Origin of the sequence: Azonexus hydrophilus (assembly GCF_038368255.1) — a bacterium.
Taxonomy (GTDB): Bacteria; Pseudomonadota; Gammaproteobacteria; order Burkholderiales; family Rhodocyclaceae; genus Azonexus; species Azonexus hydrophilus.
Window position 1 is genome coordinate 2,668,728 of record NZ_CP151406.1, and the last position, 24,399, is coordinate 2,693,126.

The 24,399-nt window shown below is 63.2% G+C and carries 23 protein-coding genes; 2 read left to right on the top strand and 21 right to left on the bottom strand.

What is annotated here, in order from left to right; translation table 11 throughout:
- Positions 1 to 280: 280 nt before the first annotated feature.
- The 21 genes from AADV58_RS12865 to gyrA all read right to left on the bottom strand — a co-directional run bounded on the left by AADV58_RS12865 (position 281) and on the right by gyrA (position 22,204).
- Positions 281 to 619 carry a P-II family nitrogen regulator gene (locus AADV58_RS12865; protein ID WP_028995298.1) on the bottom strand — a complete coding sequence of 113 codons (339 nt, stop codon included), beginning with the start codon at positions 617 to 619 and terminating at the stop codon, positions 281 to 283.
- A gap of 28 nt (positions 620 to 647) precedes the next feature.
- Complete coding sequence (locus AADV58_RS12870; RefSeq protein ID WP_341743381.1) at positions 648 to 2,264, bottom strand: NAD+ synthase; 1,617 nt, start codon at positions 2,262 to 2,264, stop codon at positions 648 to 650.
- Between the two features lies 1 nt (position 2,265).
- Positions 2,266 to 2,814: an inorganic diphosphatase gene (ppa, locus tag AADV58_RS12875; protein ID WP_028995300.1), complete on the bottom strand. Its 549-nt coding sequence runs from the start codon at positions 2,812 to 2,814 to the stop codon at positions 2,266 to 2,268.
- A 65-nt stretch (positions 2,815 to 2,879) separates the two neighbouring features.
- Entirely contained in the window at positions 2,880 to 3,665 is a 786-nt protein-coding gene (locus AADV58_RS12880; protein ID WP_028995301.1) for a 3'-5' exonuclease, read from the bottom strand.
- Entirely contained in the window at positions 3,662 to 4,561 is a 900-nt protein-coding gene (cysM, locus tag AADV58_RS12885; RefSeq protein ID WP_028995302.1) for a cysteine synthase CysM, read from the bottom strand. The genes AADV58_RS12880 and cysM overlap by 4 nt, the downstream gene beginning before the upstream one ends.
- Positions 4,554 to 5,552 carry an ADP-glyceromanno-heptose 6-epimerase gene (gene rfaD / locus AADV58_RS12890; protein WP_028995303.1) on the bottom strand — a complete coding sequence of 333 codons (999 nt, stop codon included), beginning with the start codon at positions 5,550 to 5,552 and terminating at the stop codon, positions 4,554 to 4,556. Before rfaD ends, cysM begins: the two co-directional genes overlap by 8 nt.
- Before the next feature lie 9 nt (positions 5,553 to 5,561).
- The gene (rfaE1, locus tag AADV58_RS12895) at positions 5,562 to 6,488 is read right to left on the bottom strand and encodes a D-glycero-beta-D-manno-heptose-7-phosphate kinase (RefSeq protein ID WP_043421499.1); all 927 of its coding nucleotides are present in this window, start codon (positions 6,486 to 6,488) and stop codon (positions 5,562 to 5,564) included.
- Positions 6,489 to 6,495: 7 nt separating this feature from the next.
- Entirely contained in the window at positions 6,496 to 7,668 is a 1,173-nt protein-coding gene (gene lapB / locus AADV58_RS12900; RefSeq protein ID WP_281984081.1) for a lipopolysaccharide assembly protein LapB, read from the bottom strand.
- Positions 7,665 to 7,952 (bottom strand): LapA family protein, encoded by a 288-nt coding sequence (locus AADV58_RS12905; RefSeq protein WP_341743382.1) that lies wholly within the window; start codon positions 7,950 to 7,952, stop codon positions 7,665 to 7,667. Before AADV58_RS12905 ends, lapB begins: the two co-directional genes overlap by 4 nt.
- Before the next feature lie 67 nt (positions 7,953 to 8,019).
- Positions 8,020 to 8,304 (bottom strand): integration host factor subunit beta, encoded by a 285-nt coding sequence (locus AADV58_RS12910; protein ID WP_028995306.1) that lies wholly within the window; start codon positions 8,302 to 8,304, stop codon positions 8,020 to 8,022.
- Between the two features lie 12 nt (positions 8,305 to 8,316).
- Positions 8,317 to 9,993: a 30S ribosomal protein S1 gene (gene rpsA, locus AADV58_RS12915; protein WP_281984077.1), complete on the bottom strand. Its 1,677-nt coding sequence runs from the start codon at positions 9,991 to 9,993 to the stop codon at positions 8,317 to 8,319.
- 51 nt (positions 9,994 to 10,044) lie between these two features.
- A complete protein-coding gene (locus AADV58_RS12920; protein ID WP_028995308.1) occupies positions 10,045 to 11,979 on the bottom strand; it encodes a bifunctional 3-phosphoshikimate 1-carboxyvinyltransferase/cytidylate kinase in 1,935 nt (644 codons plus the stop codon).
- A 67-nt stretch (positions 11,980 to 12,046) separates the two neighbouring features.
- A complete protein-coding gene (rfbC, locus tag AADV58_RS12925; RefSeq protein WP_028995309.1) occupies positions 12,047 to 12,595 on the bottom strand; it encodes a dTDP-4-dehydrorhamnose 3,5-epimerase in 549 nt (182 codons plus the stop codon).
- Complete coding sequence (gene rfbA, locus AADV58_RS12930; protein WP_281984072.1) at positions 12,595 to 13,491, bottom strand: glucose-1-phosphate thymidylyltransferase RfbA; 897 nt, start codon at positions 13,489 to 13,491, stop codon at positions 12,595 to 12,597. The genes rfbC and rfbA overlap by 1 nt, the downstream gene beginning before the upstream one ends.
- Complete coding sequence (rfbB, locus tag AADV58_RS12935; protein WP_028995311.1) at positions 13,488 to 14,552, bottom strand: dTDP-glucose 4,6-dehydratase; 1,065 nt, start codon at positions 14,550 to 14,552, stop codon at positions 13,488 to 13,490. Before rfbB ends, rfbA begins: the two co-directional genes overlap by 4 nt.
- A gap of 47 nt (positions 14,553 to 14,599) precedes the next feature.
- On the bottom strand, positions 14,600 to 15,433 hold the full coding sequence (locus AADV58_RS12940; protein ID WP_341743383.1) for a DNA ligase: 834 nt from the start codon (positions 15,431 to 15,433) through the stop codon (positions 14,600 to 14,602).
- Between the two features lie 2 nt (positions 15,434 to 15,435).
- On the bottom strand, positions 15,436 to 16,314 hold the full coding sequence (locus AADV58_RS12945) for a prephenate dehydrogenase (protein ID WP_028995313.1): 879 nt from the start codon (positions 16,312 to 16,314) through the stop codon (positions 15,436 to 15,438).
- A complete protein-coding gene (hisC, locus tag AADV58_RS12950) occupies positions 16,315 to 17,403 on the bottom strand; it encodes a histidinol-phosphate transaminase (protein WP_298399852.1) in 1,089 nt (362 codons plus the stop codon). It abuts the gene before it with no gap.
- A gap of 9 nt (positions 17,404 to 17,412) precedes the next feature.
- Positions 17,413 to 18,504, bottom strand: a complete 1,092-nt coding sequence (gene pheA / locus AADV58_RS12955) for a prephenate dehydratase (RefSeq protein ID WP_298399854.1) — start codon at positions 18,502 to 18,504, stop codon at positions 17,413 to 17,415.
- Positions 18,505 to 18,508: 4 nt separating this feature from the next.
- On the bottom strand, positions 18,509 to 19,594 hold the full coding sequence (serC, locus tag AADV58_RS12960; protein ID WP_298399856.1) for a 3-phosphoserine/phosphohydroxythreonine transaminase: 1,086 nt from the start codon (positions 19,592 to 19,594) through the stop codon (positions 18,509 to 18,511).
- Positions 19,595 to 22,204: a DNA gyrase subunit A gene (gene gyrA / locus AADV58_RS12965; RefSeq protein ID WP_341743384.1), complete on the bottom strand. Its 2,610-nt coding sequence runs from the start codon at positions 22,202 to 22,204 to the stop codon at positions 19,595 to 19,597.
- Positions 22,205 to 22,294: 90 nt separating this feature from the next.
- Here gyrA and AADV58_RS12970 point away from each other — a divergent pair, with 90 nt between their 5' ends.
- Both AADV58_RS12970 and AADV58_RS12975 read left to right on the top strand, forming a co-directional pair.
- Positions 22,295 to 23,653 (top strand): TRZ/ATZ family hydrolase, encoded by a 1,359-nt coding sequence (locus tag AADV58_RS12970; RefSeq protein ID WP_341743385.1) that lies wholly within the window; start codon positions 22,295 to 22,297, stop codon positions 23,651 to 23,653.
- 44 nt (positions 23,654 to 23,697) lie between these two features.
- The gene (locus AADV58_RS12975) at positions 23,698 to 24,354 is read left to right on the top strand and encodes an OmpA family protein (protein ID WP_341743386.1); all 657 of its coding nucleotides are present in this window, start codon (positions 23,698 to 23,700) and stop codon (positions 24,352 to 24,354) included.
- The last annotated feature ends 45 nt before the right edge of the window (positions 24,355 to 24,399 follow it).

Below are 24,399 nucleotides of genomic sequence, written 5' to 3' on the forward strand. Positions count from 1 at the left end.
GGGACGTGACACGATCGGACACGCCGATCCTGCCATCGTCACACACCCTGAGGTGTGCGGGGAAGACTGGGGATAAGTGACGGCGAGTGCCGTCACATCTTCTCTCTGCCTGAATGAATTTCATGAAATCCCGCTTGCCACTGAATCATTGGAGAAACCTGACTGACGGACGAGGGGGCATGCCCCTCTGGTGGGGAAAATTACCCCCTTTTCCGGACTCGGTCAAACGGTTTGCTCAGACTTGATGCAAATAGGCCGCAAGCGGGAAAAAAGAACAATGTCAGATGGCGGCTTCGTTGGTTTCGCCGGTACGGATGCGGACCACCTGCTCGACCGAGGTGACGAAGATTTTGCCGTCACCGATCTTGCCGGTGCGCGCCGCCTTGACGATGGCATCGATGGCCGGATCGACCTGTTCGGTGGCAACGACGATTTCGATCTTGATCTTGGGCAGGAAATCGACGACGTATTCGGCGCCACGATACAACTCGGTGTGGCCCTTCTGACGGCCAAAACCCTTGACCTCGGTCACGGTCAGGCCGGTGATGCCGACCTCGGACAGGGCTTCACGGACTTCGTCGAGCTTGAACGGCTTGATGATGGCTTCGATTTTTTTCATGTTGAATACCCCTTCTCTCTGTGTAATCTCAATATTCGTCGGCGTAGCGATTGGTGATCGGATAACGCCAGTCCTTGCCGAAACCGCGCGGCGTGATGCGGATGCCGACCGGCGCCTGGCGGCGCTTGTACTCGGCGATGCGCAGCAGGCGGACGACGCGGCGGACATCGGCTTCGGGCAGGCCGGCGGCGATGATCTCGCGCGGGCTGCGGTCTTCTTCCATGTAGGCGCGGACGATGGCGTCGAGCACTTCGTACTCGGGCAGCGAATCCTGATCCTTCTGGTCCGGCTTCAGCTCGGCTGACGGCGGACGGACGATGATGTTCTCGGGGATCACCGGCGCGCCTTCACACAGCGTATTGCGATAGCGCGACAGGCGATAGACCAGGGTCTTGTAGACGTCCTTGATCACCGCGAAACCGCCGGCCATGTCGCCGTACAGCGTGCAGTAGCCGACCGCCATTTCCGACTTGTTGCCGGTGGTCAGGACCAGCTTGCCGGTCTTGTTGGAGAGCGCCATCAGGATGTTGCCGCGAATCCGCGCCTGGATGTTCTCTTCGGTGGTGTCGCTGGGCAGGCCAGCGAACAGCGGCGCCAGCATGGCTTCATAAGTCGCCATGGCCGGGGCGATGGCGATTTCGTCGTAGCTGCAACCGAGCTGGCGGATCATCTCGCGCGAGTCGTCGAGGCTCATCTGCGCGGTGTAGGGCGACGGCATCATGACCGCGTGCACCTTGTCGGCGCCCAGCGCGTCGACGGCGACGCACAGCGTCAATGCTGAATCGATGCCGCCGGAGAGGCCGATGATCGCGCCCTTGAAGCCGGTCTTGCCGATGTAGTCGCGCACGCCGAGGACCAGCGCGGCGTAGGCTTCGGCTTCCAGCGAGAGCGGTTCGGCGTGCTCGTCGGACTGCAGGCGGCCGCGATCGAAATCGACGATGCCGAGCGCTTCCTCGAACTGCGGCAGGCGCATGCAGATCTGTTCGCGTTCGTCGATGGCGAAAGAAGCGCCATCGAAGACCAGTTCGTCCTGGCCGCCGACCAGGTTGCAATAGATGGCGGGCACGCCGGTCGCCTCGACCCGCTCGCCGAGCACGCGGGCGCGCTCGTGGTGCTTCTCCAGATGACAGGGCGAGGCGTTGAGCACCAGCACCAGTTCGGCACCGGCGGCGCAGGCCAGTTCATAGGCGCCCGCTTCCCAGATGTCGGCACAGATGTTGATGCCGACATTGACGCCACCCAGGGTGACGACGCAGGCTTCCTGCCCCGGCTCGAAATAGCGTTTCTCGTCGAAGACGTCGTAGTTGGGCAGGCGAATCTTGCGGTAGACCGCAGTTTTCCGGCCATTTTCGATGACCGAGGCGGCGTTGTGGCAGACGCCGTTGAATTCTTCCGGATGGCCGACCACCAAGGCAATCCCGTCGACACGGGCAGCCAGATCGTCGAGCGCCCGCTGGCAGGCCCGGTAGAAATCCGGGCGCAGCAGCAGGTCTTCCGGCGGATAGCCGCTGAGCGCCAGTTCCGGCGTCAGCAGCACCTGCGCGCCGCGGGCCTTGGCCGCGGCAGCACAGGCGACGATACGGTCGACGTTGCCGGTCAGGTCACCGACAACGGCATTGAACTGGGCAACGGCGACACGCAGCATCTTAGTAGTTCGGCTTGTCTTTCGCGTCGTTGTAACGCTTGATGCCGGAGGTGATTTCTTCACGGGCGGCGTCGATACCCTGCCAGCCGTTGACCTTGACCCACTTGCCGGGTTCCAGATCCTTGTAGTGCTCGAAGAAGTGCGAAATCTGCTTGCGCAGCAGTTCCGGCGTGTCTTCGTAGGTCTTGACGTCGTTGTACAGCGGGGTCAGCTTGGACACCGGCACGGCCAGCAGCTTGGCATCCTCGCCACCTTCGTCGGTCATCGACAGCTGGCCCAGCGGACGGCAGCGGACGACGACGCCCGGCGGCAGCGGGAAGGGGCTGATCACCAGCACGTCGACCGGATCGCCGTCGCCGGCGATGGTGTGCGGGATGTAGCCGTAGTTGCACGGGTAGTGCATCGCCGTCGACATGAAACGGTCGACGAAGATGGCACCGCTGTCCTTGTCGACTTCGTACTTGACCGGGTCGGAATGCGCCGTGATCTCGATGATCACGTTGAAGTCGTCGGGGAGGGACTTGCCGGAGGGAACGTCGTTAAGCGCCATTATTATCTCTCTGCGATTGAGTTTGAAAAAGAAGCCTCGGAATTATAGCTTGCCCGACCGCGGGATCATTGCCAGGCGGCAAGAAACTCGCGCCAGTGCTGTGCATCGATTTTCGCCAACTGGGCCTTGATGAAGGCCTGCTCGGCAAGTTCCTCGTCGGCGGTCAACTCGCCGCGCATGCGGCGGAAACGATTGTAGACCAGGTAGGTATTGACCACGTCGGTCTCGCAGTAATCGCGGATATCGGCCGCCTGCCCTGCCTGCCAGGCTTCCCAGACCTTGCTGCCGTCCATGCCGAGCTTGCCGGGAAAACCGAACAATTTGGCCAGGTCGTCGAGCGGTGCGTTGGCACGGCCGTTGTACAGCGCCAGCAGGTCCATCAGGTCGAGGTGACGAGTGTGGTAGCGGCTGATGTAGTTGTTCCACTTGAAGTCGCGCGAGTCGGCGTAGTCGCCGTCGCCCATATCCCAGTAGCGCGGCGCCGAAACGCCGTGGAGCATGCCGCGGTAATGCAGGACCGGCAGGTCGAAGCCGCTGCCGTTCCAGGAAATGATCTGCGGCGTGAATTTCTCGATGCCGTCAAAGAAGCGCTGGATGATCGCGCCTTCGTCGAGATCCGGCTCGGCCAGCGACCACACCTTGAAGCCTTCGAGCGTACGCAGTACGCAGGAGATGGCGACGATGCGCTGCAGGTGCAGCGGCAGGAAGTCGTTGCCGCTCTTCGCCCGGCGCTGCTGGAAGGCCAATTCGGCGACTTCGGCGTCGGACAGTTCGGCCGGCAGGTCGTTGATCCGGCGCAGCCCCGGCACATCGGGAATGGTCTCGATATCGAAGACGAGAACCGGCTTCATGCAGGGAAGACGCCGGTCGACAGGTAGCGGTCGCCGCGGTCGCAGACGATGGAGACGATGGTCGCGTTTTCCAGGGTCTGGGCCAGACGCAGCGCCACGGCAAGCGCACCACCGGACGAGATGCCGGCGAAGATGCCTTCCTCGACGGCGAGCCGCCGGGTCATCGCCTCGGCGTCGGCCTGGCTGACGTATTCGATGCGGTCGACATTGGTCGGCGCGTAGATCTTCGGCAGGTAGGCTTCCGGCCACTTGCGGATGCCGGGAATCTGGCTGCCGTCTTCCGGCTGGCAGCCGACGATGGTGATCGCCGGGTTCATTTCCTTGAGGTAACGGCTGGTGCCCATGATGGTGCCGGTGGTGCCCATGCTGGAAACGAAATGGGTGACGCGGCCATTGGTGTCGCGCCAGATTTCCGGACCGGTGCCTTCGTAATGGGCGACTGGGTTGTCCGGGTTGGCGAACTGGTCAAGGATGATGCCCTTGCCCTCGTCGCGCATGCGTTCGGCGACGTCGCGGCACAGTTCCATGCCGCCGTCCTTGGGCGTCAGCACCAGTTCGGCGCCATAGGCGCGCATGCTCTGGCGGCGCTCGATGCTCTGGTTCTCGGGCATCACCAGGATCATCTTGTAGCCCTTGATCGCCGCCGCCATGGCCAGCGCGATGCCGGTGTTGCCGGAAGTCGCCTCGATCAGCGTGTCGCCCGGCTTGATGTCGCCGCGCGCTTCGGCGCGCTGGATCATCGACAATGCCGGCCGATCCTTGACCGAACCGGCCGGGTTGTTGCCTTCGAGCTTGGCCAGGATGACGTTGCCGCGGCGTTCGTTGTCGGCACTGGGAATGCGCTGCAGGCGAACCAGCGGCGTGTTTCCGACAAAATCCTGCAGGGTTTTATACATGGGCTTGCAACCAGTCGATATATTGGGAAACGCCCTCCTCGACCGTCGCCATCGGCGCGTCGTAGCCCGCGTCGCGCAGCTTGGTCAGATCCGCCTGCGTGAACGCCTGGTACTTGCCCTTCAAGGCTTCGGGGAAGGCGATGTATTCGAGCAAACCCTGTGCCCGGAGTTCCGCCAGACCGAGCGGCGCTTCGCCCTTGGCCTTGCGGCAGCCGTTGACCGCGGCCACGGCGACATCGTTGAAGCTTTGCGCACGGCCCGAGCCGAGGTTGAAGATGCCGGACTTTTCCGGGTGGTCGAGGAAGAACAGATTAACCTTGGCCACATCGCCGACGAAGACGAAGTCGCGCATCTGGCCGCCGTTCTCGTAACCGTGCGAGCCCTCGAACAGCTTGACCTTGCCGTCGGCGCGGAACTGGTGGAAGTTGTGGAAGGCCACCGAGGCCATGCGTCCCTTGTGGTTCTCGCGCGGGCCATAGACGTTGAAGTAGCGGAAGCCGACGATCTGCGACGAGGGCTGCAGCGCCAGACGCTTGCGGACGATCTGGTCAAACAGGAACTTGGAGTAGCCGTAAACATTGAGCGGCCCCTCGAATTCGCGCTCCTCGCGGAAGACGCTGGAAGCGCCATAGGTCGCCGCCGACGAGGCGTAGAGGAACTGCACGTCCTGATCGAGGCACCAGTCGAGCAGGATGCTGGAGTAACGGAAATTGTTCTCCATCATGTAGCGACCGTCGGTTTCCATGGTGTCGGAGCAGGCCCCCTCGTGGAAGATGGCTTCGACATCGCCGTCGAAATGACCGGCCTGGATGCGCTCGATGAAGTCCTGCTTGTCGATGTAATCGACGATGTCGCAGTCGATCAGATTCTTGAACTTCTCGGCCTTGCTCAGGTTGTCGACGGCGATGATCTTGGTCACGCCGCGCTCGTTGAGCGCCTTGACGATGTTGGAACCGATGAAGCCGGCGGCGCCGGTGACGATGGTTTTCATGCCTTCTCCTTACAGGGCGCCCGCGATTTCGTCGCGGGTGACAACGGCGGTACCCAGTTTGCCGACGACAATGCCGGCGGCGATGTTGGCGACCCGAATGGCCTCGGCCCAGTCGGCGCCGGCGGCGAGCATCACGGCCAGCGTGGCGATGACGGTATCGCCGGCACCGGAAACGTCGAAGACTTCACGGGCCTGCGCGGCCTGGTGGAAGGTCTGACCGTCGGCGAAGAGCGTCATGCCCTCCTCGCTACGGGTGACCAGCAGGGCTTCGAGGCCGAGTTCGCCACGCAGTTTCTCCGCCTTGGCGAACAGTTCGGCGTCCGACGACCAGCGACCGACGACGTCGCGCAGTTCGGAACGGTTCGGGGTGATGACAGTCGCCCCGGCGTATTTGCCCCACTCGTCGCCCTTGGGATCGACCAGCACCGGCTTGGCAGCGGCGCGGGCGAGACGGATCATCTCGGCAATATGGGTCAGCCCCCCCTTGCCATAGTCGGACAGGATGACGATGTCGCAATCGGCCAGGCGGCGCTCGAATTCGGCGAGCTTGGCCTGCAGGATTTCATGCGATGGCGGGGTTTCGAAATCGATGCGCAGCAATTGCTGCTGACGACCGATGACCCGCAATTTGACCGTGGTATCGATGTCGCGGTCGACCTGCAGGTCGGCAGCAATTTCCCCTTCAAGCAGCAGGCGCTTGAGCGCTCGACCGGCATCGTCATCACCGACAACCGACAGCAGGGTCGTCCTGGCACCGAGCGAGGCGGCATTACGGGCGACGTTGGCAGCACCGCCGAGGCGCTCTTCCATGCGCTCGACCTTGACCACCGGCACCGGCGCTTCCGGCGAAATCCGGCTGACGTCGCCGAACCAGTAGCGGTCCAGCATCACGTCGCCGACGACGAGCAGGCGGACCTGCGTGAGTTTTTCCAGCATGGGTGTCCTACAGGGATTGATCGAATTCTTCGCCGCGACGCGGCGGATTGGTTTCCCAGCCGCCGCAGGCCGGGCAGCGCCAGTAAAACTGGCGCGCCTTGAAGCCGCAATTATTGCACCGATAGCGCGACAGGCGGCGGGTATAGCCCTGGATGATGCTCTTGGCCAGCTCGACATCGCCGCGCACCTCCGGCGAAGCCAGCGGCAGCCGCGCGCTCATCAGCTTCTCCAGGCCGAGCAGGGTCGGATTGCGCTGCAGCTCGGCCCGCACCAGCCGGTAGGCCGCTTCGTTGCCCTGGCCTTCGAGTACCAGTTGATAGACCACGTCGAGCAGATCGAGCGAGGGATAGTGTTCAAGATAACCGCTGAGCAGCGCGATGCCTTCGTCACGGCGCGACAGCTTCAGGTAGGCGTCGAGCAGGCGCTGGGCAACCAGCGACAAGTAAGCGGGATCCTGCTGTTCGATGCCCTGCCAGACGGCAATCGCCTCTTCGGTCCGGCCTTCCTGAGCAAGCAGGTCGCCGAGCAGCATGCTGGCACGAACGCACTTGCGGTTCTCCTGCATCGCCACATCAAGGTAGGCCCTCGCCGAATCGCTGCGCGAGCGCATGATTTCGCCGGCTGCGAGTTCGCAGTAGTACTCGGCGATTTCCTTGTGCGAGGCCAGATCGGGCAGTTCGCGGGCGATCTCGATGGCTTTCTGCCACTCTTTACCGACCTGGTAGATTTCCAGCAGCGAACGCTTGGCGTCGGCATCGCGCGCCGTGCCGACCAGCTTGTTGAAGATTTCCTCGGCCCGGTCGAGCAGGCCGGCCTTGAGGAAGTCCTGGCCGAGTTCGACCATGGCTTGCAAGCGGTGCTTTTCCTCGATATCCGGCAGCCCCAGCAGGTTCTGGTGCATGCGGATGGCCCGCTCGGTCTCGCCGCGACGGCGGAACAGGTTGCCGAGCGCAAAATGCAGCTCGACGGTCTGCGAATCGACCTTGGCAACTTCGAGGAAGGAGTCGATGGCCTTGTCCGGCTGCTCGTTGAGCAGGAAATTCAGGCCCGTGAAATAGGAGCGCGGCAGGGCGCGCGATTCGTGCACCACCTGGCGCATGTCAATGCGCGCAGCCATCCAGCCGACGGCAAAAAACACCGGAACCAGCAGGAGTTGCCAGTATTCGAAGATATCGTTCATTGCGGGGGAGGCACGTCGGGCAGCACGGGCGCGGCTGACTCGGCCTGGCCTGCGGCGCGCCGGAGTCGGGACAGTTCGCGACGCTGGCGAAAAACCACGCCGACCAGCGACAGCACGCCAAGAATGGCGCCGCCGGCAAAAAAGACCAGCAGCAGGATGACCAGCGGCGTCTGCCACTGATAGTCGAGCACCAGGTTCAGGGTGACCGGTGCCGTATTCTGGACGGCAAAGACGACCAGAAAGGCGAAGATGATGAAACGCAGGAACCAGGTAAGCGCTGTCATGACATTCAATGAAAAGGGGCAGTGAAATTCACTGCCCCGAATCTACCACATTGGGCCAAGCCCGGCTTTAGATCGACTGATCGACCCGCTCGCGCAATTCCTTACCAGCTTTGAAGTGGGGAACCCACTTTGCCGGCACGCTGACCTTTTCCCCGGATTTCGGGTTACGTCCAACGCGCGGCGGCCGATAGTTGAGCGCGAAGCTGCCGAATCCGCGGATCTCGATGCGGTCCCCGCGCACCAGCGCTTCGGACATCGCATCGAGAATCATCTTGACTGCGAAATCGGCATCTTTCGCCACCAACTGCGGAAAACGTTCCGCCAGCCGGGCGATGAGCTCGGATTTGGTCATGTCGCCTGCCTATCAGCCTTGCTGGTTCAGCTTGGCCTTGAGCAGGGCACCCAGGTTGGTCGTACCGGTGGCAGCGGAAGTGTCAGCAGAGAACTTCTGCATGGCTTCGTGCTGCTCGGCTTGATCCTTGGCCTTGATGGACAGATTGATGCCACGGGTCTTGCGATCCACGTTGATGATCATGGCTTCGATCTCGTCGCCCACCTTCAGGTGCTGGGACAGGTCTTCGGTACGCTCGCGGGAGAACTCGGAGGCGCGCAGGTAGGCTTCGTTCTCGCCATCCAGCGTGACCACGGCACCACGGGCGTCAACCGTCTTGACGATGCCGCGCACGATGCTGTTCTTCTCGTGGGTAGCGATGAAGTTGGCGTACGGGTCTCCGTCGAGCTGCTTGATGCCCAGGGAGATACGCTCCTTCTCGACGTCGATGCCGAGAACCACGGCTTCGACTTCGTCACCCTTCTTGAAGTTGCGGATGGCTTCTTCGCCGGTCGCGGACCAGGACAGGTCGGACAGGTGAACCAGACCGTCGATGCCACCCGGCAGGCCGATGAAGATACCGAAGTCGGTGATCGACTTGATACCGCCCTTCACCTTGTCGCCCTTCTTGTGGTTCATCGCGAAGTCGTCCCACGGATTCGCCTGGCACTGCTTCATGCCCAGCGAGATACGGCGACGCTCTTCGTCGATTTCCAGGATCATGACTTCGACTTCGTCGCCGAGCGAGACAACCTTGGACGGGTGGACGTTCTTGTTGGTCCAGTCCATTTCGGAGACGTGCACCAGGCCTTCGATGCCCTGTTCGATTTCGACGAAGCCGCCGTAATCGGTCAGGTTGGTGACCTTGCCGAACAGGCGGGTGCCGGCCGGGTAACGGCGGGCAATACCAACCCACGGATCGTCGCCCAGTTGCTTCATACCCAGCGAGACGCGGTTCTTCTCGGCGTCGAACTTGAGGATCTTGGCGGTCACTTCGTCACCGACATTGAGCACTTCGCTCGGGTGACGGACACGGCGCCAGGCCAGGTCGGTGATGTGCAGCAGACCATCGATGCCGCCCAGGTCGACGAATGCGCCGTAGTCGGTGATGTTCTTGACGATGCCCTTGACGGTGGCACCTTCCTTGAGGTTTTCCATCAGCTTTTCGCGATCCTTGTCGGCGGTCGCTTCGAGGACGGCACGACGGGACAGGACGACGTTGTTACGCTTGCGGTCAAGCTTGATGACCTTGAACTCCATGGTCTTGCCTTCGTACGGCGTGGTGTCCTTGACCGGACGCATGTCGACCAGCGAGCCCGGAAGGAAGGCACGGACGCCGTTGGACATGACGGTGAGACCACCCTTGACCTTGCCGGTGATGGTGCCGGAAACCAGGGCACCGTCGTTGAGGGCTTGCTCGAGGAAGTTCCAGGAGGCGATGCGCTTGGCGCGATCGCGGGACAGACGGGTCGAACCATAGCCGTCTTCCAGCATTTCGATGGCGACCTGGACGAAATCGCCGACGGCGACTTCAACTTCACCCTGGTCGTTCAGGAATTCTTCTACGGGAACGTAGGATTCGGATTTCAGGCCGGCATTGACCACGACGAAATTGTGGTCGATGAGCACCACTTCTGCAGTGATGACTTCGCCTTGACGCATTTCCTGGCGAGCCAGGGATTCTTCAAAAAGTTGAGCAAAAGATTCCATTACGGAGTGAGTTCCTTGCCACGAATCAGACGACCCGCGACGGGTTGAAGGTTAATGAAACGATGCTTCGGCAAACCAGTCCAGCACCTGCTTCACCGCCTGTTCGATGGTGAGATGGGTGGTGTCCAGCAGCCGGGCATCGGCCTCCTGCCTGAGCGGCGCCACGCTGCGTTGCGAATCGCGCGCATCACGTTGCTGCAGGTCCGACAGAAGGTCCGGGAGATTAGCAGAGAAACCTTTTTCGATCAACTGCTTATAGCGACGTTCAGCGCGCGCCTCGGCCGTCGCCGTCAGGAAGACCTTGAGCGGTGCGCGCGGGAAGACCACCGAGCCCATGTCGCGACCGTCGCCGACCAGGCCGGGTGCCGTGTTGAAGGCGCGCTGGCGGAACAGCAGCGCCTCGCGTACGGCCGGCAGCGCCGCGACTTTCGAGGCACCCGCCGAAATCTCTTCGGTGCGGATGGCATCGCCAACCAGAACGCCGGCCAGGCGAATATCCTCACCAGTAAACACCACGTCGAGACCGGCGGCAATGGCGGCAACGCCGGCCTCATCGCCCCAGGCCACACCGGCCCGCTGTGCGGCCAGCGCAGTCAGGCGGTAGAGTGCGCCGGAATCGAGATAGGCAAAACCGAGTGCCGCCGCCACGCGCGCCGCCACCGTCCCCTTGCCGGAAGCCGACGGGCCGTCGATGGCAATCACCGGCGCCGCCCGGGTGACTTCGGCAAAGCGCTCGAAGTAATCGGGGAAGGTCTTGCCGACGCACTTCGGATCGTTGATCCGCAGCGGCGTCGCAAACGCCGCCAGCGAGAAGCACATGGCCATGCGGTGATCGTCATAGGTATCGATGGCCGCCGGCTTCAGCGGCGCCGGGGTGACGCGGATGTAATCGGCGCCCTCCTCGACTTGGGCGCCGAGCTTGCGCAGTTCGGTCGCCATCGCGGCGATGCGGTCGGTTTCCTTGACCCGCCAGCTGGCGATGTTGCGCAGCGTGGTCGTGCCCTTGGCGAACAGCGCAGCGGTAGCCAGCGTCATCGCCGCATCGGGAATGTGGTTGCAATCGAGGTCGACGGCGACCAGCCCGCCCTCTGGCGCACGCGCTGCCATCCAGTTCGGCCCGGTTTCGATGATGGCGCCCATCTGCGCCAGCGCTTCGGCGAATTTCACGTCGCCCTGGATCGAATCGGCGCCAACGCCTTCGACGCGCACCGGTCCGCCACCAATCGCCCCGAGCGCCAGGAAGTAGGACGCCGACGAGGCATCGCCTTCGACATACACCGTGCCCGGCGACTGGTAGCGGCTACCGGCCCTGACCGAAAAGCGCTGCCAGCCGTCGCGCTCGACGACAACCCCGAAGCGGGCCATGGTCGCCAGCGTGATCTCGATGTAGGGCTTGGAAATCAGCTCGCCGACCACTTCGACGGCCACCGTCTCGCCGGTCAGCGGCAAGGCCATCAGCAGGCCGGTCAGGAACTGGCTGGAGACATCGCCGCGCACCTTGACCACGCCGCCAGGGCGGATGGTCGCTGGCTTGAGCTGCAGCGGCGGGTAACCGTCGTTGCCGAGGTAAGTGACATCGGCGCCGAGCTGGCGCAAACCATCGACCAGGTCGCCAATCGGCCGTTCATGCATGCGGGCGACGCCCTTCAGCACGTAGTCGCCGCCGACCAGCGCCAACGCCGCCGTCAGCGGCCGGAAGGCGGTGCCGGCGTTGCCGAGGAACAATTCCGCTGCCTTGACCGGAAAGCGACCGCCGCAACCGGCAATTTTCCAGTGCTCACCGCCCAGGTGCGTGACGCCAACGCCCAGCGCCTGCAGCGCCTCGAGCATGCGCTCGGTATCGTCCGACGCGAGCAGGTCGCGCACCTCGGTCTCGCCCTCAGCCAGCGCAGCGAGCAGCAGGACGCGGTTGGAAATGCTCTTCGAACCGGGCAGGCGAACGGTACCGGCAGCAGACAATAATTGCGGGAGGTCGAGGAATTCCATGGCGACGGGACTGTGTGGAAAGTCCGCCAGTTTACCCGTGGACTGCGAAAGTCCGAAGCACGAAACCTCAGAAGCCCTTCTCGGCCTCGGCAAAACTCGGCGCCACCGCATCTTTGGCCGACAGCAACGGCGTCCCGGCAAAGCCCCAGTCGATGGCCAGGGCGGGATCGTCCCAGCGAATGCAGCGTTCATGCGCGGGCGAGTAGTAGTCGGTCGTCTTGTACAGAAACTCCGCCGTTTCGCTCAAAGTCACGAAACCGTGCGCAAAACCGGGCGGAATCCATATCTGCCGCTTGTTTTCGGCCGACAGCAACGTCCCGGACCAATGACCGAAAGTCGCCGAATCGCGACGCAGGTCCACCGCAACATCGTAAACCTCGCCCTGAATGACGCGTATCAGTTTGCCTTGAGCCTTGGGCGGCAGTTGGTAATGCAAGCCCCTGAGCACTCCGATGGTACTTTTTGAGTGATTATCCTGAACAAACCTGACATGCTCCCCGACGAGTTCATCGAAGGCACGCTGATTGAAACTCTCGAAGAAAAAACCGCGCGTATCACCGAATACTGTCGGCTCCAACAGCAGGACACCGGGAAGGGGCATGGCGAGCAAGCGCATCACATCGCCCTGTCCGACAACAGAGCGGACAAATACTGACCATAGGGGTTCTTGAGCATCGGCGCAGCCAGCACTTCAAGTTGCCCGGCATCTATCCAGCCCTTACGGAAGGCGATTTCCTCGGGACAGGATATTTTCAACCCCTGTCGCTTCTCGATGGTGGCTATGAACTGGCTGGCCTCGAGCAGGCTCTCGTGGGTACCGGTATCTAGCCAGGCGTGACCGCGCCCCATGAGCCTGACGTTCAACTGACCGCGCTCAAGATAAAGGCGGTTGATATCGGTGATCTCCAATTCGCCTCTGGCCGACGGGCGAAGATCGCGGGCCATGTCGATCACCTGATCATCATAGAAATAAAGACCGGTAACAGCATAGTGTGACTTCGGCAGCCTGGGCTTTTCCTCCAGACTGACCGCACGACCCTCCTGGTCGAACTCGACGACGCCATAACGTTCCGGATCATGTACATGATAGGCGAAAACGGTGGCACCACTGGCCTGGGCACCAACTTCCGCCAGATCGGCGGCCAACTCATGGCCATAGAAAATATTGTCACCTAGGATCAGCGTCGAATTGTCGTTGCCGACGAATTCGCGGCCGATGATGAAGGCCTGTGCGAGGCCGTCCGGGCTCGGCTGTACCGTGTATTGCAGGTTCAGTCCCCACTGGCTGCCGTCGCCGAGCAGTTGCTGGAAGCGCGGGGTGTCCTGCGGCGTCGAGATGATCAGGATGTCACGGATACCTGCCAGCATCAGCGTGCTCAGCGGGTAATAAATCATCGGTTTGTCGTGGATCGGCAGCAATTGCTTGGAAACTGCCAGCGTGACCGGATACAGGCGGGTACCGGAACCGCCGGCAAGGATGATGCCCTTGCGCTGTTTTTTTCCCGAACTCATGCGCACTCTCCATAGTGTTTGCCCAGCCAGTCGCGATATGCGCCGCTGGTGACGTTTTTCACCCAGTCCTGATTGTCCAGATACCAGCGGACCGTCTTGCGGATGCCGGTTTCGAAGGTTTCCGCCGGCTTCCAGCCGAGTTCGCGCTCCAGCTTCGTCGCATCGATGGCGTAGCGGCGATCGTGGCCCGGCCGGTCGGTCACGAAGGTGATCTGTTCCCGGTACGACTTGCCGTCGGCACGCGGACTCAATTCGTCCAGGATCGCGCACAGCGTGTGCACCACGTCGAGATTGGCCTTCTCGTTCCAGCCGCCAACGTTGTACACCTCGCCCAGCCGGCCAGCTTCGAGCACACGGCGGATGGCGCTGCAGTGATCCTTGACGTACAGCCAGTCGCGGATCTGCTGGCCGTCACCGTAGATCGGCAGGGGCTTGCCGGCCAGCGCGTTGTGGATGCACAGCGGGATCAGCTTTTCCGGGAAATGGTAAGGGCCGTAGTTGTTCGAGCAGTTGGTGGTCAGCACCGGCAGCCCGTAGGTGTGGTGATAGGCGCGCACCAGATGGTCGGACGCCGCCTTGCTCGCCGAGTACGGGCTGTTCGGCTCGTAGCGGTTGGTCTCGGTAAAGGCCGGATCGTCCTTGGCCAGCGAGCCGTACACCTCGTCGGTCGACACGTGCAGGAAACGGAAGGCGGCCTTGTCGGTTTCGTTCAGCCCGCCGAAATAGGCGCGCACGGCTTCCAGCAGGCGGAAAGTGCCGACGATATTGGTCTGGATGAAATCTTCCGGGCCATGAATGCTGCGATCGACATGCGACTCGGCGGCAAAATTGATGACTGCGCGCGGTTTGTGCTCGGCAAGCAGTCTGGCGACCAGACCGAAATCGCCGATGTCGCCGCGGACGAATACATGCGCCGGATTCCCGTCGAGCGTCGCGAGATTTTCCAGATTGCCCGCGTAAGTCAGGGCATCGAGGTTGATGACGCTCTCGTTATGCTGCGCGCACCAGTCAAGAACGAAATTGCTGCCGATGAAGCCGGCGCCACCTGTGACGAGGATCATGAAAGTCGCTGCCTACGAAATAAGCCGGATTTTATCCCAGCCGCCATTCATTCCTGACGAATCCTCAGGAAACTGGCGAAGCGCGGCAGACCGTTGGGCGTCAGTTCGCGATAGCGGTAAGTGACCGTCGCACCAAGCGGCGGAGGGTTTCTGCGTTGCGCATCGGTAAATCCCGTACCCAGACGAAATTCACGACCGTCCGGCATGCGCAGGCGCAAGGCGCCCATCAGCCCGAGATATTTTCCCTTGCCTGGCAGATGCGCAATGACGACAGCCTCGGCATCAAGCCAGGGCTTGAGTTTGAGCAGGGTATCGGAACGACCGGTTTCGTAGAGGGCATCGGCGCGGTGCAGCATCAGGCCTTCGCCGCCAGCCTTGACGGTCTGCGCCAGCATCCGCTGCAGTGCTTCCCGACTGGACACTCGGGTTTGCGGTATGGCTTCCAGCCAGGGCAAGCCGGCGGCGGCGACAATTTCCCGAATGCGACCGGCGCGCTCGGAAAAATCGCCGGGCGCTCCCGGCAGCTCGAAGATCATGTAGCGGACCTGACGCCACTCCTCATCAACGGCTTGATCCCGGCGCACGATGCCGGACAGCCGATCGAACTGGCCGCGGGCCAGCCAGAGCTCGCCGTCCAGGGCGGTTTTCGGCAAGGGGTCGGTGAACCACGCCGGCGCATTGACCCGGTAGCCGCTGCGAGCACGCAGCGTTTCGCCATCCCAGACGGCGCGCACACCGTCGAGCTTTTCGCTGACCAGATAAGCGGAAACATCGATGCCGTCGCGGTAAACGTTGGCCAGCAGGAGTTCCGGTGGCGCGGCGGCGAGCGGCAGCGAGAACAGCAACGCGAGTCCGCAGAGCAGCGCGCGCAGCCGCCGCATGCTCAGCTTCCCGCCCACTCCCGGCGCGCCTGACGGGCGATGCCGAAGACATCTTCGAGGCGCTCGCCGTCGGCCTTGTCGAGGGCGTCACGCAGGTCGTCGAGCTGGGCGCGATAGCTGTCGAGTTCGCCGAGCAGCGCCTGGCGATTGGCCAGGCAGATGTCGCGCCACATTTCCGGATGACTGGCGGCGATCCGCGTGAAATCGCGGAAACCGGAAGCGGCGAAGGTGAAGAACAGCTCGGCGTCGTCGCGCACTGCCAGGTCATGGACCAGGGCGAAGGACAGCAGATGCGGCAGGTGGCTGACGGCGGCGAAGACGCGGTCGTGCATTTCCGGCGTCAGCTCGTAGATGTCGGCGCCGCACAGCGCCCAGGCGCGCTTGACGCGGTCGAGGCGCTCGTCGTTGTTCTCGTCAAGCGGCGTGACGACGACCTTCTTGCCCTGATAAAGGTCGTGTCTTGCGGCCGACGGCCCGCTGTTCTCGGCACCGGCAATCGGATGCGCGGGCACGAACTTGCCGATGTGGCCCCGAAACGCCGCCCGCGCGGCCGCGACGACGTCGCCCTTGGTCGAACCACCGTCGGTGACGATGGTGTTCGGCCCGAGATAAGGCGCGATGCGGGCGAAGATTTCCGGCATCTGCGCCACCGGGGTCGCCACCAGGACGATGTCGGCATCGCCGATTTCGTGCGCCGGGTTGATCCCGGCGCGGTCGATGACGCCGAGTTCCTGCGCCACACGCAGCGTCGACGGCGTGCGGCCGAAACCGACCACCTCCTCGACGGCGCCGGCCGCCTTCAGCCCGAGCGCAAAGGAACCGCCAATCAGGCCGGTGCCGAAAACGACGATCTTGCCGAACTCGGGCTGACCGGCGTCCATTTACAGGGCCTTTTCCAGCGCCGCAATGAAGCGCGCGTTCTCGACCTCGGTGCCAATCGTCACGCGCAGCCACTCGGGCATGCCGTAGCCGCCGATCGGCCGGACGATGACGCCCTGCTGCAGCAGCTTCTGGTTCACCGCCGCGCCGTCGCCGGCCTTGAAGGTGACGAAGTTGCCGTAGGACGGGATGTAGGCCAGGCCGAGTTTTTCCAGTGCGGCGACGATCTGCGCCATGCCGTGGCGGTTGAGTTCGTAGCTGGCCTGCAGGAATTCTTCGTCGTCGAGCGCGGCGAGCGCCCCGGCGAGCGCCAGGTTGTTGACGTTGAACGGCTGGCGGACGCGGTTCATCAGGTCGGCCACCGCCGGCGAGGCAATGCCGTAACCAACGCGCAGACCGGCCAGGCCGTAGATCTTCGAGAAGGTGCGGCAGACCACCAGATTCGGGAATTCGGCGACCCAGGCCGCGGTATCGACGCGCGCCTCGGGCGGGATGTATTCGTTGTAGGCCTCGTCGAGGACAACCGTGACATCGGCCGGCACGCGCTCAAGGAAAGCGCGCACTTCGGGATAGGGCAGGAAGTTGCCGGTCGGGTTGTTCGGGTTGGCGATCCAGACGACGCGGGTGTCCGGACGGATCGCGGCGAGCATCGCGTCGAGATCGTGGCCGAAATCCCTGGCCGGCACGCAGATCAGTTCGGCACCGGTGGACAGCGTGGCCAGCGGATAGACGGCGAAGGCATGCTGGGCGAACACCGCCGAACGGCCCTGAGCGAGGAAGACGCGGGCGATCAGGTCGAGCACGTCGTTGGAGCCGTTGCCGAGCACCACCTGATTCTGGGCAACGCCGCAGCGCGCCGCCAGCTTGGCGATCAGCTCGAACTGGTCCGGATAGCGTTCGACACCGGCCAGCGCCGCTTCCACCGCACGCTTCGCCTTCGGGCTGACACCGAGCGGATTCTCGTTGGAGGCAAGCTTGACGATGCTGTCCACCGGGATGCCCATTTCACGGGCCAGTTCGGTGATCGGCTTGCCCGGCTGGTAGGGTGAGATGGCGCGGACGTAGGCGAGTGCTTGTTCAGTGAGGGACATCGACATTCCTCAGAAGACGGCAACCGGGTAGGAGCCGAGGATTTTCAGGTAGGCGGCGTTGCCGGCCAGTTCGGTGAGCGCGGCCTTGACCGCCGGCTCGTCGCAATGGCCTTCGATATCGACGTAGTAGACGTATTGCCACAGGGCATTGCGCGCCGGCCGCGACTCCAGCCGGCACATCGACACACCATTGGCGGAAAACGGCGCCAGCAGCGCGTGCAGCGCCCCGGCACGGTTGGCCGCCGACATGATCAGCGAAGTCTTGTCGCGTCCGGAGGCGCCGGTATCGTGGCGACCGAGGACCAGGAAACGGGTGGTGTTGTTCGGCTCGTCCTCGATGCTCTCGGCGAGCTTGGCCAGTTCGTAGCGAGCCGCCGCAGCCTCGCCGGCAATCGCTGCCGAACCGGGCTCCTCGGCAGCCTTCTGCGCCGCCTGGGCATTGCTGCCGACCGAGATGCGCTGCGCCTGCGGCAGCATGCGATTCAGCCATTCATGGCACTGCGCCAGCGACTGGGCATGCGAATAGACGCGGGTGATCGCGCCGAGCTCGCTTTCCTTGGACAGCAGGTTCTGGTGGATGCGCAGCACGACTTCGCCGCAGATCTTCAGCGAGGTACCGAGCAACAGGTCCATCGTCCGGCCGACCGCACCCTCGGTCGAATTCTCGACCGGGACGACGGCGTAGTGGGCATGGCCCGACTCGACTTCGCGGAAAACGTCGTCGATCGAATCCAGCGGCAGCAGACGGGCGGCGTGGCCGAAATGCTTGGTCGCCGCCGACTCGGAGAACGTACCGAGCGGGCCGAGGAAGGCGATGCCGAGCGGCTGTTCGAGCGACAGGCAGGCCGACATCACCTCGCGGAAGAAGAAGGTGATGTTCTCGTTCGGCAAGGGCCCGGGATTGACGTCCTGCAGTCGACGCAGCACTTGCGCCTCGCGCTCCGGGCGGTAGATGAAGCCGGCGTCGCCGAATTCGGCCTTGATCTCGCCGACGCGCTGGGCGCAGCGGGCACGTTCGTTCAACAGGCGCAGGATGTCGCCGTCGATGCGGTCGATATCGGCGCGCACGCCGGCCAGGGCCTTCTGCAGATCGTCGTTCATGCGCTCACCCGTTCCGCTTGGCGAAATCGTTCATGAAACCGACCAGCGCCTTGACCGCGTCAAGCGAGACGGCGTTGTAGATCGACGCACGCATGCCGCCGACCGACTTGTGCCCCTTCAGGCCGAGCACGCCGGCGTCCTTGGCCGCCGCCAGGAAAGGCGCGTCGAGCGCGGCGTCGGCCAGCACGAACGGCACGTTCATGCGCGAACGGCAGTCGGGATCGACCGGGTTGGTGTAGAAACCGCCGGAGTTGTCGATGCACTCGTAGAGAATGCGCGCCTTTTCGGCGTTGATCGCGTCGATGCCGGCCAGACCGCCCTGCTTCTTCAGCCACTGGAAGACCAGGCCGGCGATGTAGATGCCGAAGGTCGGCGGCGTGTTCAGCATCGAACCATTCTCGGCCATCACCGCATAGTCCATCACCGTCGGGATGTTCAGCGGCGCCATGCCGAGCAAGTCACGATGAACGATGACCAGGGTCACGCCTGACGGGCCGATGTTCTTCTGCGCGCCGGCATAGATCAGGCCGAATTTTTCGACATTGACCGGCCGCGACAGGATGTGCGACGACATGTCGGCAACCAGCGGCACGCCGGTGTCGGCGATGCGCTGGGCGGGAATCTCGACACCGTGGATGGTCTCGTTGGTGCACACGTGCAGGTAGGCGGCGAAGGGATCAAGCTTGATCTCCTCGGCCGTCGGCAGGCGGGTGAAGCCGCTATCCTCGGTCGTCGCCGCGACGCGGACATTCCCGATGCGCTGCGCTTCCTTGACCGCCTTCTTCGACCACGAGCCGGTGACGATGTAGTCGGCCGAACGGCCGGCCAGCAGGTTCATCGGAATCTGCGCAAACTGCTGCGTGGCGCCGCCCTGCAGGAACAGCACCTTGTACTGCTCGGGAATCCCCATCAACTCGCGCAGGTCGGCTTCGGCCTGCGCCAGGATGGACATGAACTCCTTGCCGCGATGGCTCATTTCCATGACGCTGCAACCGGCGCCCTGCCAATCGAGCAGTTCTTCCTGCGCCTGGCGCAGGACTTCCTCGGGAAGTGCAGCCGGACCGGCGCTGAAATTCCAGATACGCGTCATTTAGGCTTCTCCACCTTGCTCGTCGGCTGCCGGCGCTTCGCCTTCGACGGCGGTTTCGCTTTCGGCGTCATTTTCCGCGACCGACTCGGCAACCTTCTCCAGGCCGGCCAGCTTCTCGCCCTCATCAAGCGAGATCAGCGTCACCCCCTGCGTCGCCCGTCCCATGCCGCGGATTTCCGAAACGCGGGTACGGATCAGCACGCCGCCGGTGGTGATCAGCATCACCTCGTCGTCGTCGCCAACCAGCTTGGCACCGACCACGATGCCGTTGCGCTCGGAATCGGCAATCGCCTTGACGCCCTGCGTGCCGCGACCGGAGTGGCGGAAATCGGCGAGCACGGTGCGCTTGCCGAAACCGTTCTCGGTGGCGACCAGCACCGTCTGCTGGTCATCCTCGGCGACCAGCAACGAGATGACGCTCTGCCCTTCCTGCAACTTCATGCCGCGCACGCCGCGGGCACCGCGACCCATCGGCCGGACGTCTTCCTCGTCGAACCAGACTGCCTTGCCGGCATTCGAGACGAGCACGATGTCGCTCTGGCCGGTGGTCAGTTCGACACCGATCAGGTAGTCGTCGTCGAGCAGATCGACGGCGATGATGCCGGCCTTGCGCGGGTTGGAGAAGTCGGACAACGGCGTCTTCTTGACCGTGCCGTCGCGGGTGGCCATGAACACGTACTTGTCGTCGGCAAATTCCTTGACCGGCAGCACGGCGTTGATGCGCTCGCCCTCTTCCAGCGGGAACAGGTTGACGATCGGCTTGCCGCGGCTGGTCCGGCTGCCCTGCGGCGCCTCGAAGACCTTCAGCCAGTAGCAGCGGCCGCGGTTGGAGAAGCACAGGATGTAGTCGTGGGTGTTGGCGACGAACAGGTGATCGACGAAATCCTCGTCCTTGATCGCCGCCGCCTGCTTGCCGCGGCCGCCACGGCGCTGGGCGCGGTAGTCGGCAAGCGGCTGGGCCTTGATGTAGCCGCCGTGCGACAGGGTGACGACCATGTCCTGCGGCGTGATGAAGTCCTCGATGCCGAGTTCCTGCGTGTGCAGCACGATTTCCGAACGACGGTCGTCGCCGAACTGTTCGCGCACCGCCGTCAGCTCGCCGACGATGATCTCGGTGATGCGTTCCGGGCGGGCCAGGATGTCGAGCAGATCGAGGATCTTGGCCATGACTTCCTTGTACTCGCCGACGATCTTGTCCTGCTCCAGACCGGTCAGGCGCTGCAGGCGCAGTTCGAGGATGGCCTGGGCCTGGGCGTCGGACAGGCGGTAACCCTGTTCGGACAGGCCGAATTCCGGCAGCAAGCCGTCCGGACGAGAAACGTCGGAAGCCGCGCGCAGCAGCATTTCCTCGACCACCGGGCTGCGCCAGGTGCGCTCCATCAGGCCGCGCTTGGCATCCGGCGGCGTCGGCGCCGCCTTGATCAGGGCGATGATTTCGTCGACGTTGGACAGCGCGACGGCCAGGCCTTCGAGGATGTGGCCGCGCTCGCGCGCCTTGCGCAGTTCGTAGACGGTACGCCGGGTGACGACTTCGCGGCGGTGCGACAGGTAGCACTCGAGCATCTGCTTGAGGTTCAGCAGGCGCGGCTGGCCGTCGACCAGCGCCACCATGTTCATGCCGAAGGTGTCCTGCAGTTGTGTCTGCTTGTACAGGTTGTTGAGGATGACCTCGCCAACCTCACCGCGCTTCAGCTCGATGACGATGCGCATGCCCGACTTGTCGGACTCGTCGCGAATATCGGAAATGCCCTCGATCTTCTTCTCGTTGACCAGTTCGGCAATTTTCTCGATCAGCGATTTCTTGTTCACCTGATAGGGAATTTCGTCGACGATCAGCGCCTGGCGGTCGCCCTTGCCGATGTCTTCGAAGTGCGTGCGGGCACGCATGACGACGCGGCCGCGGCCGGTCTTGTAGCCTTCGCGCACGCCCATCACGCCGTAGATCAGCGCGGCGGTCGGGAAATCCGGCGCCGGGATGTGCTCGATCAGCTCGTCGATCGAGATCGCCGGGTTCTCCAGGAGCGCCAGGCAGCCGGCAACGACTTCCTTGAGGTTGTGCGGCGGGATGTTGGTCGCCATGCCAACGGCGATGCCGGACGAACCGTTGATCAGCAGGTTCGGGATGCGCGTCGGCAGGACCAGCGGTTCCTGCTCTGAGCCGTCGTAGTTCGGCCCGAAGTCGACGGTTTCCTTGTCCAGGTCTTCGAGCAGCTGGTGCCCGATCTTGGCCATGCGCACTTCGGTATAACGCATCGCCGCCGCGTTGTCGCCGTCGATCGAACCGAAGTTGCCCTGGCCGTCGACCAGCATGTAGCGCAGCGAGAAATCCTGAGCCATGCGGACGATGGTGTCGTACACCGCCGAATCACCGTGCGGGTGGTACTTACCGATGACGTCGCCGACGATACGCGCCGACTTCTTGTAAGCCTTGTTCCAGTCGTTGTTCAGTTCGTGCATCGCGAACAGCACGCGACGATGCACCGGCTTCAGGCCATCACGCGCATCCGGCAGCGCCCGGCCGACGATCACGCTCATCGCGTAATCGAGATAGGAACGCCGCATCTCGTCTTCGAGGCTGATCGGCAGGGTTTCTTTGGCGAATTGATCCATGTCTCTCGTGTCCGCGCCGGCATTGCCGACGCCTTGTTTGGTTGTAGCACGCGTAATTTGTTAGTTTACCACGCCGCCCACGGCGTACAGATGCCCAATTCCATGACACCGACACCCGAAACCATCGATCTGCTGATTGAAGCCCGCTGGATTGCCCCCGTAGACACCGACGAAGTCCTGAGCGGGCATGCGGTTGCCATCGACAACGGCCACATCCTCGCCGTCCTGCCAGCAGCCGAAGCCCGCCGCCGCTACCAGGCGCGCGAACACCGGCAGCTCGACCAGCACATCCTGATCCCCGGCCTGATCAACCTGCACACGCACGCCGCGATGAGCCTGATGCGCGGCATTGCCGATGACCTGCCGCTGCAGGAATGGCTGCAGCAGCACATCTGGCCGGCCGAAGCCGCCCACGTATCGAGCCAGTTCGTGCTCGACGGCACGCGCCTGGCCTGCGCCGAAATGCTGCGCGGCGGCATCACCTGCTTCAACGACATGTATTTCTTCCCCGACGCCGCCGCCCAGGCGGCCACGGAATTCGGCATGCGCGCGGCACTCGGCGTCACCACGCTGGAATTTCCCGGCAACTACGCCAGCGATGCCGACGATTACATCGCCAAGGGCCTGGCCGCCCGCGAAGCCTTTCGCGACCATCCGCTGATCAGTTTCTGCCTGGCCCCGCATGCACCCTACACGGTCTCCGACCGTACCTTCCAGCGCATCACCACGCTCGCCGAGCAACTGGACCTGCCCATCCACTGCCACCTCCACGAAACCCGTCAGGAAATCACCGATTCCGGCGCCCAGCATGGCAAACGCCCGCTGCAGCGTCTGCAGGAACTCGGCCTGATCGGCCCGGGCTTCATCGGGGTTCATGCCGTACATCTCGACGACGCCGAAATCGCCACCATGGCCGAGGCCGGCTGCAGCATCGCCCACTGCCCGACGTCCAACCTCAAGCTGGCCAGCGGTTTTGCCCGTATTGCCGAAATGCACCGGGCCGGCATCAACATCGGACTGGGCACCGACAGCGCCGCCAGCAACAACCGCCTGGACATGTTTGGAGAAATGCGTTTGGCAACCCTGCTGGCCAAGGGGCTGAGCGGTGACGCCAGCGCCCTGCCGGCCATCGAAGTCTTGCGCATGGCAACGCTCAACGGCGCCCGCGCACTCGGTCTGGACGAGGTCACCGGATCGATCACTGCCGGCAAATCAGCCGACCTGTGCGCAGTCAGTCTCGAGGATATTGTTTGCCAGCCCTGCTTCGATCCGCTGTCCCAATTGATTCACGTCGCTGGCAGGGAACAGGTCAGCGACGTCTGGATTGCCGGAAAATGTCTCGTCGAGCACAAAACTTTACGCATTGGCAAGGAATTTCACTTGGATGCCAGCGCAGCGCTATGGCAGAATAAGTTGGAAGTGAGCACAGGAAAACAACGCTCATCCTGATGCAAGCCGCTGTAATCAAACCCATTCTTCAACGAGGGAAGACTATGATCAAGAATATCGCCAAAAAAACCCTGGCCGTGGCCCTGCTGGCCGGCATCGGCTTCTCCGCCGTTGCCCAGGAACGCGTCTATGTCATCGACCAGCGCGACGTCGTCGCCAAGTCGGGTACCGGCCTGTGCTGGCGCACCGGCTACTGGACCCCGGCCGGCGCCGCCGCCGACAAGGCCGGTTGCGAATGCGACAAGGACCTGCTGCCGAAGGAAACCTGCGAAGGCAAGGCTGCTGCCCCGGCCCCGGCCGCTGTCGCCGCGCCGAAGCCGACCGGTGAGAAGATCACCGTCGCCGCCGACGCACTGTTCGACTTCAACAAGGCTGTTCTGCGTCCGGAAGGCCAGGCCAAGCTCGACGAGCTGGTTGCCAAGGCTGCCCAGATCAAGCTCGAAGTGATCCTGGCCGTCGGCCACACCGACCGCATCGGCGGTGCCGCCTACAACCAGGCCCTGTCCGAGAAGCGTGCTGCTGCGGTCAAGGAATACCTGGTTGCCAAGGGTATCGAAGCCAACCGCATCTACACCGAAGGCAAGGGCAAGACCCAGCCGGTCACCGGCGACACCTGCAAGGGCAACGCCAAGACCCCGGCCCTGATCGCCTGCCTGCAGCCGGATCGCCGCGTCGACATCGAAGTCATCGGCACCAAGTAATCTGCCGCTGCTACAATGGAAAGCCCTGCCTCGGCAGGGCTTTTT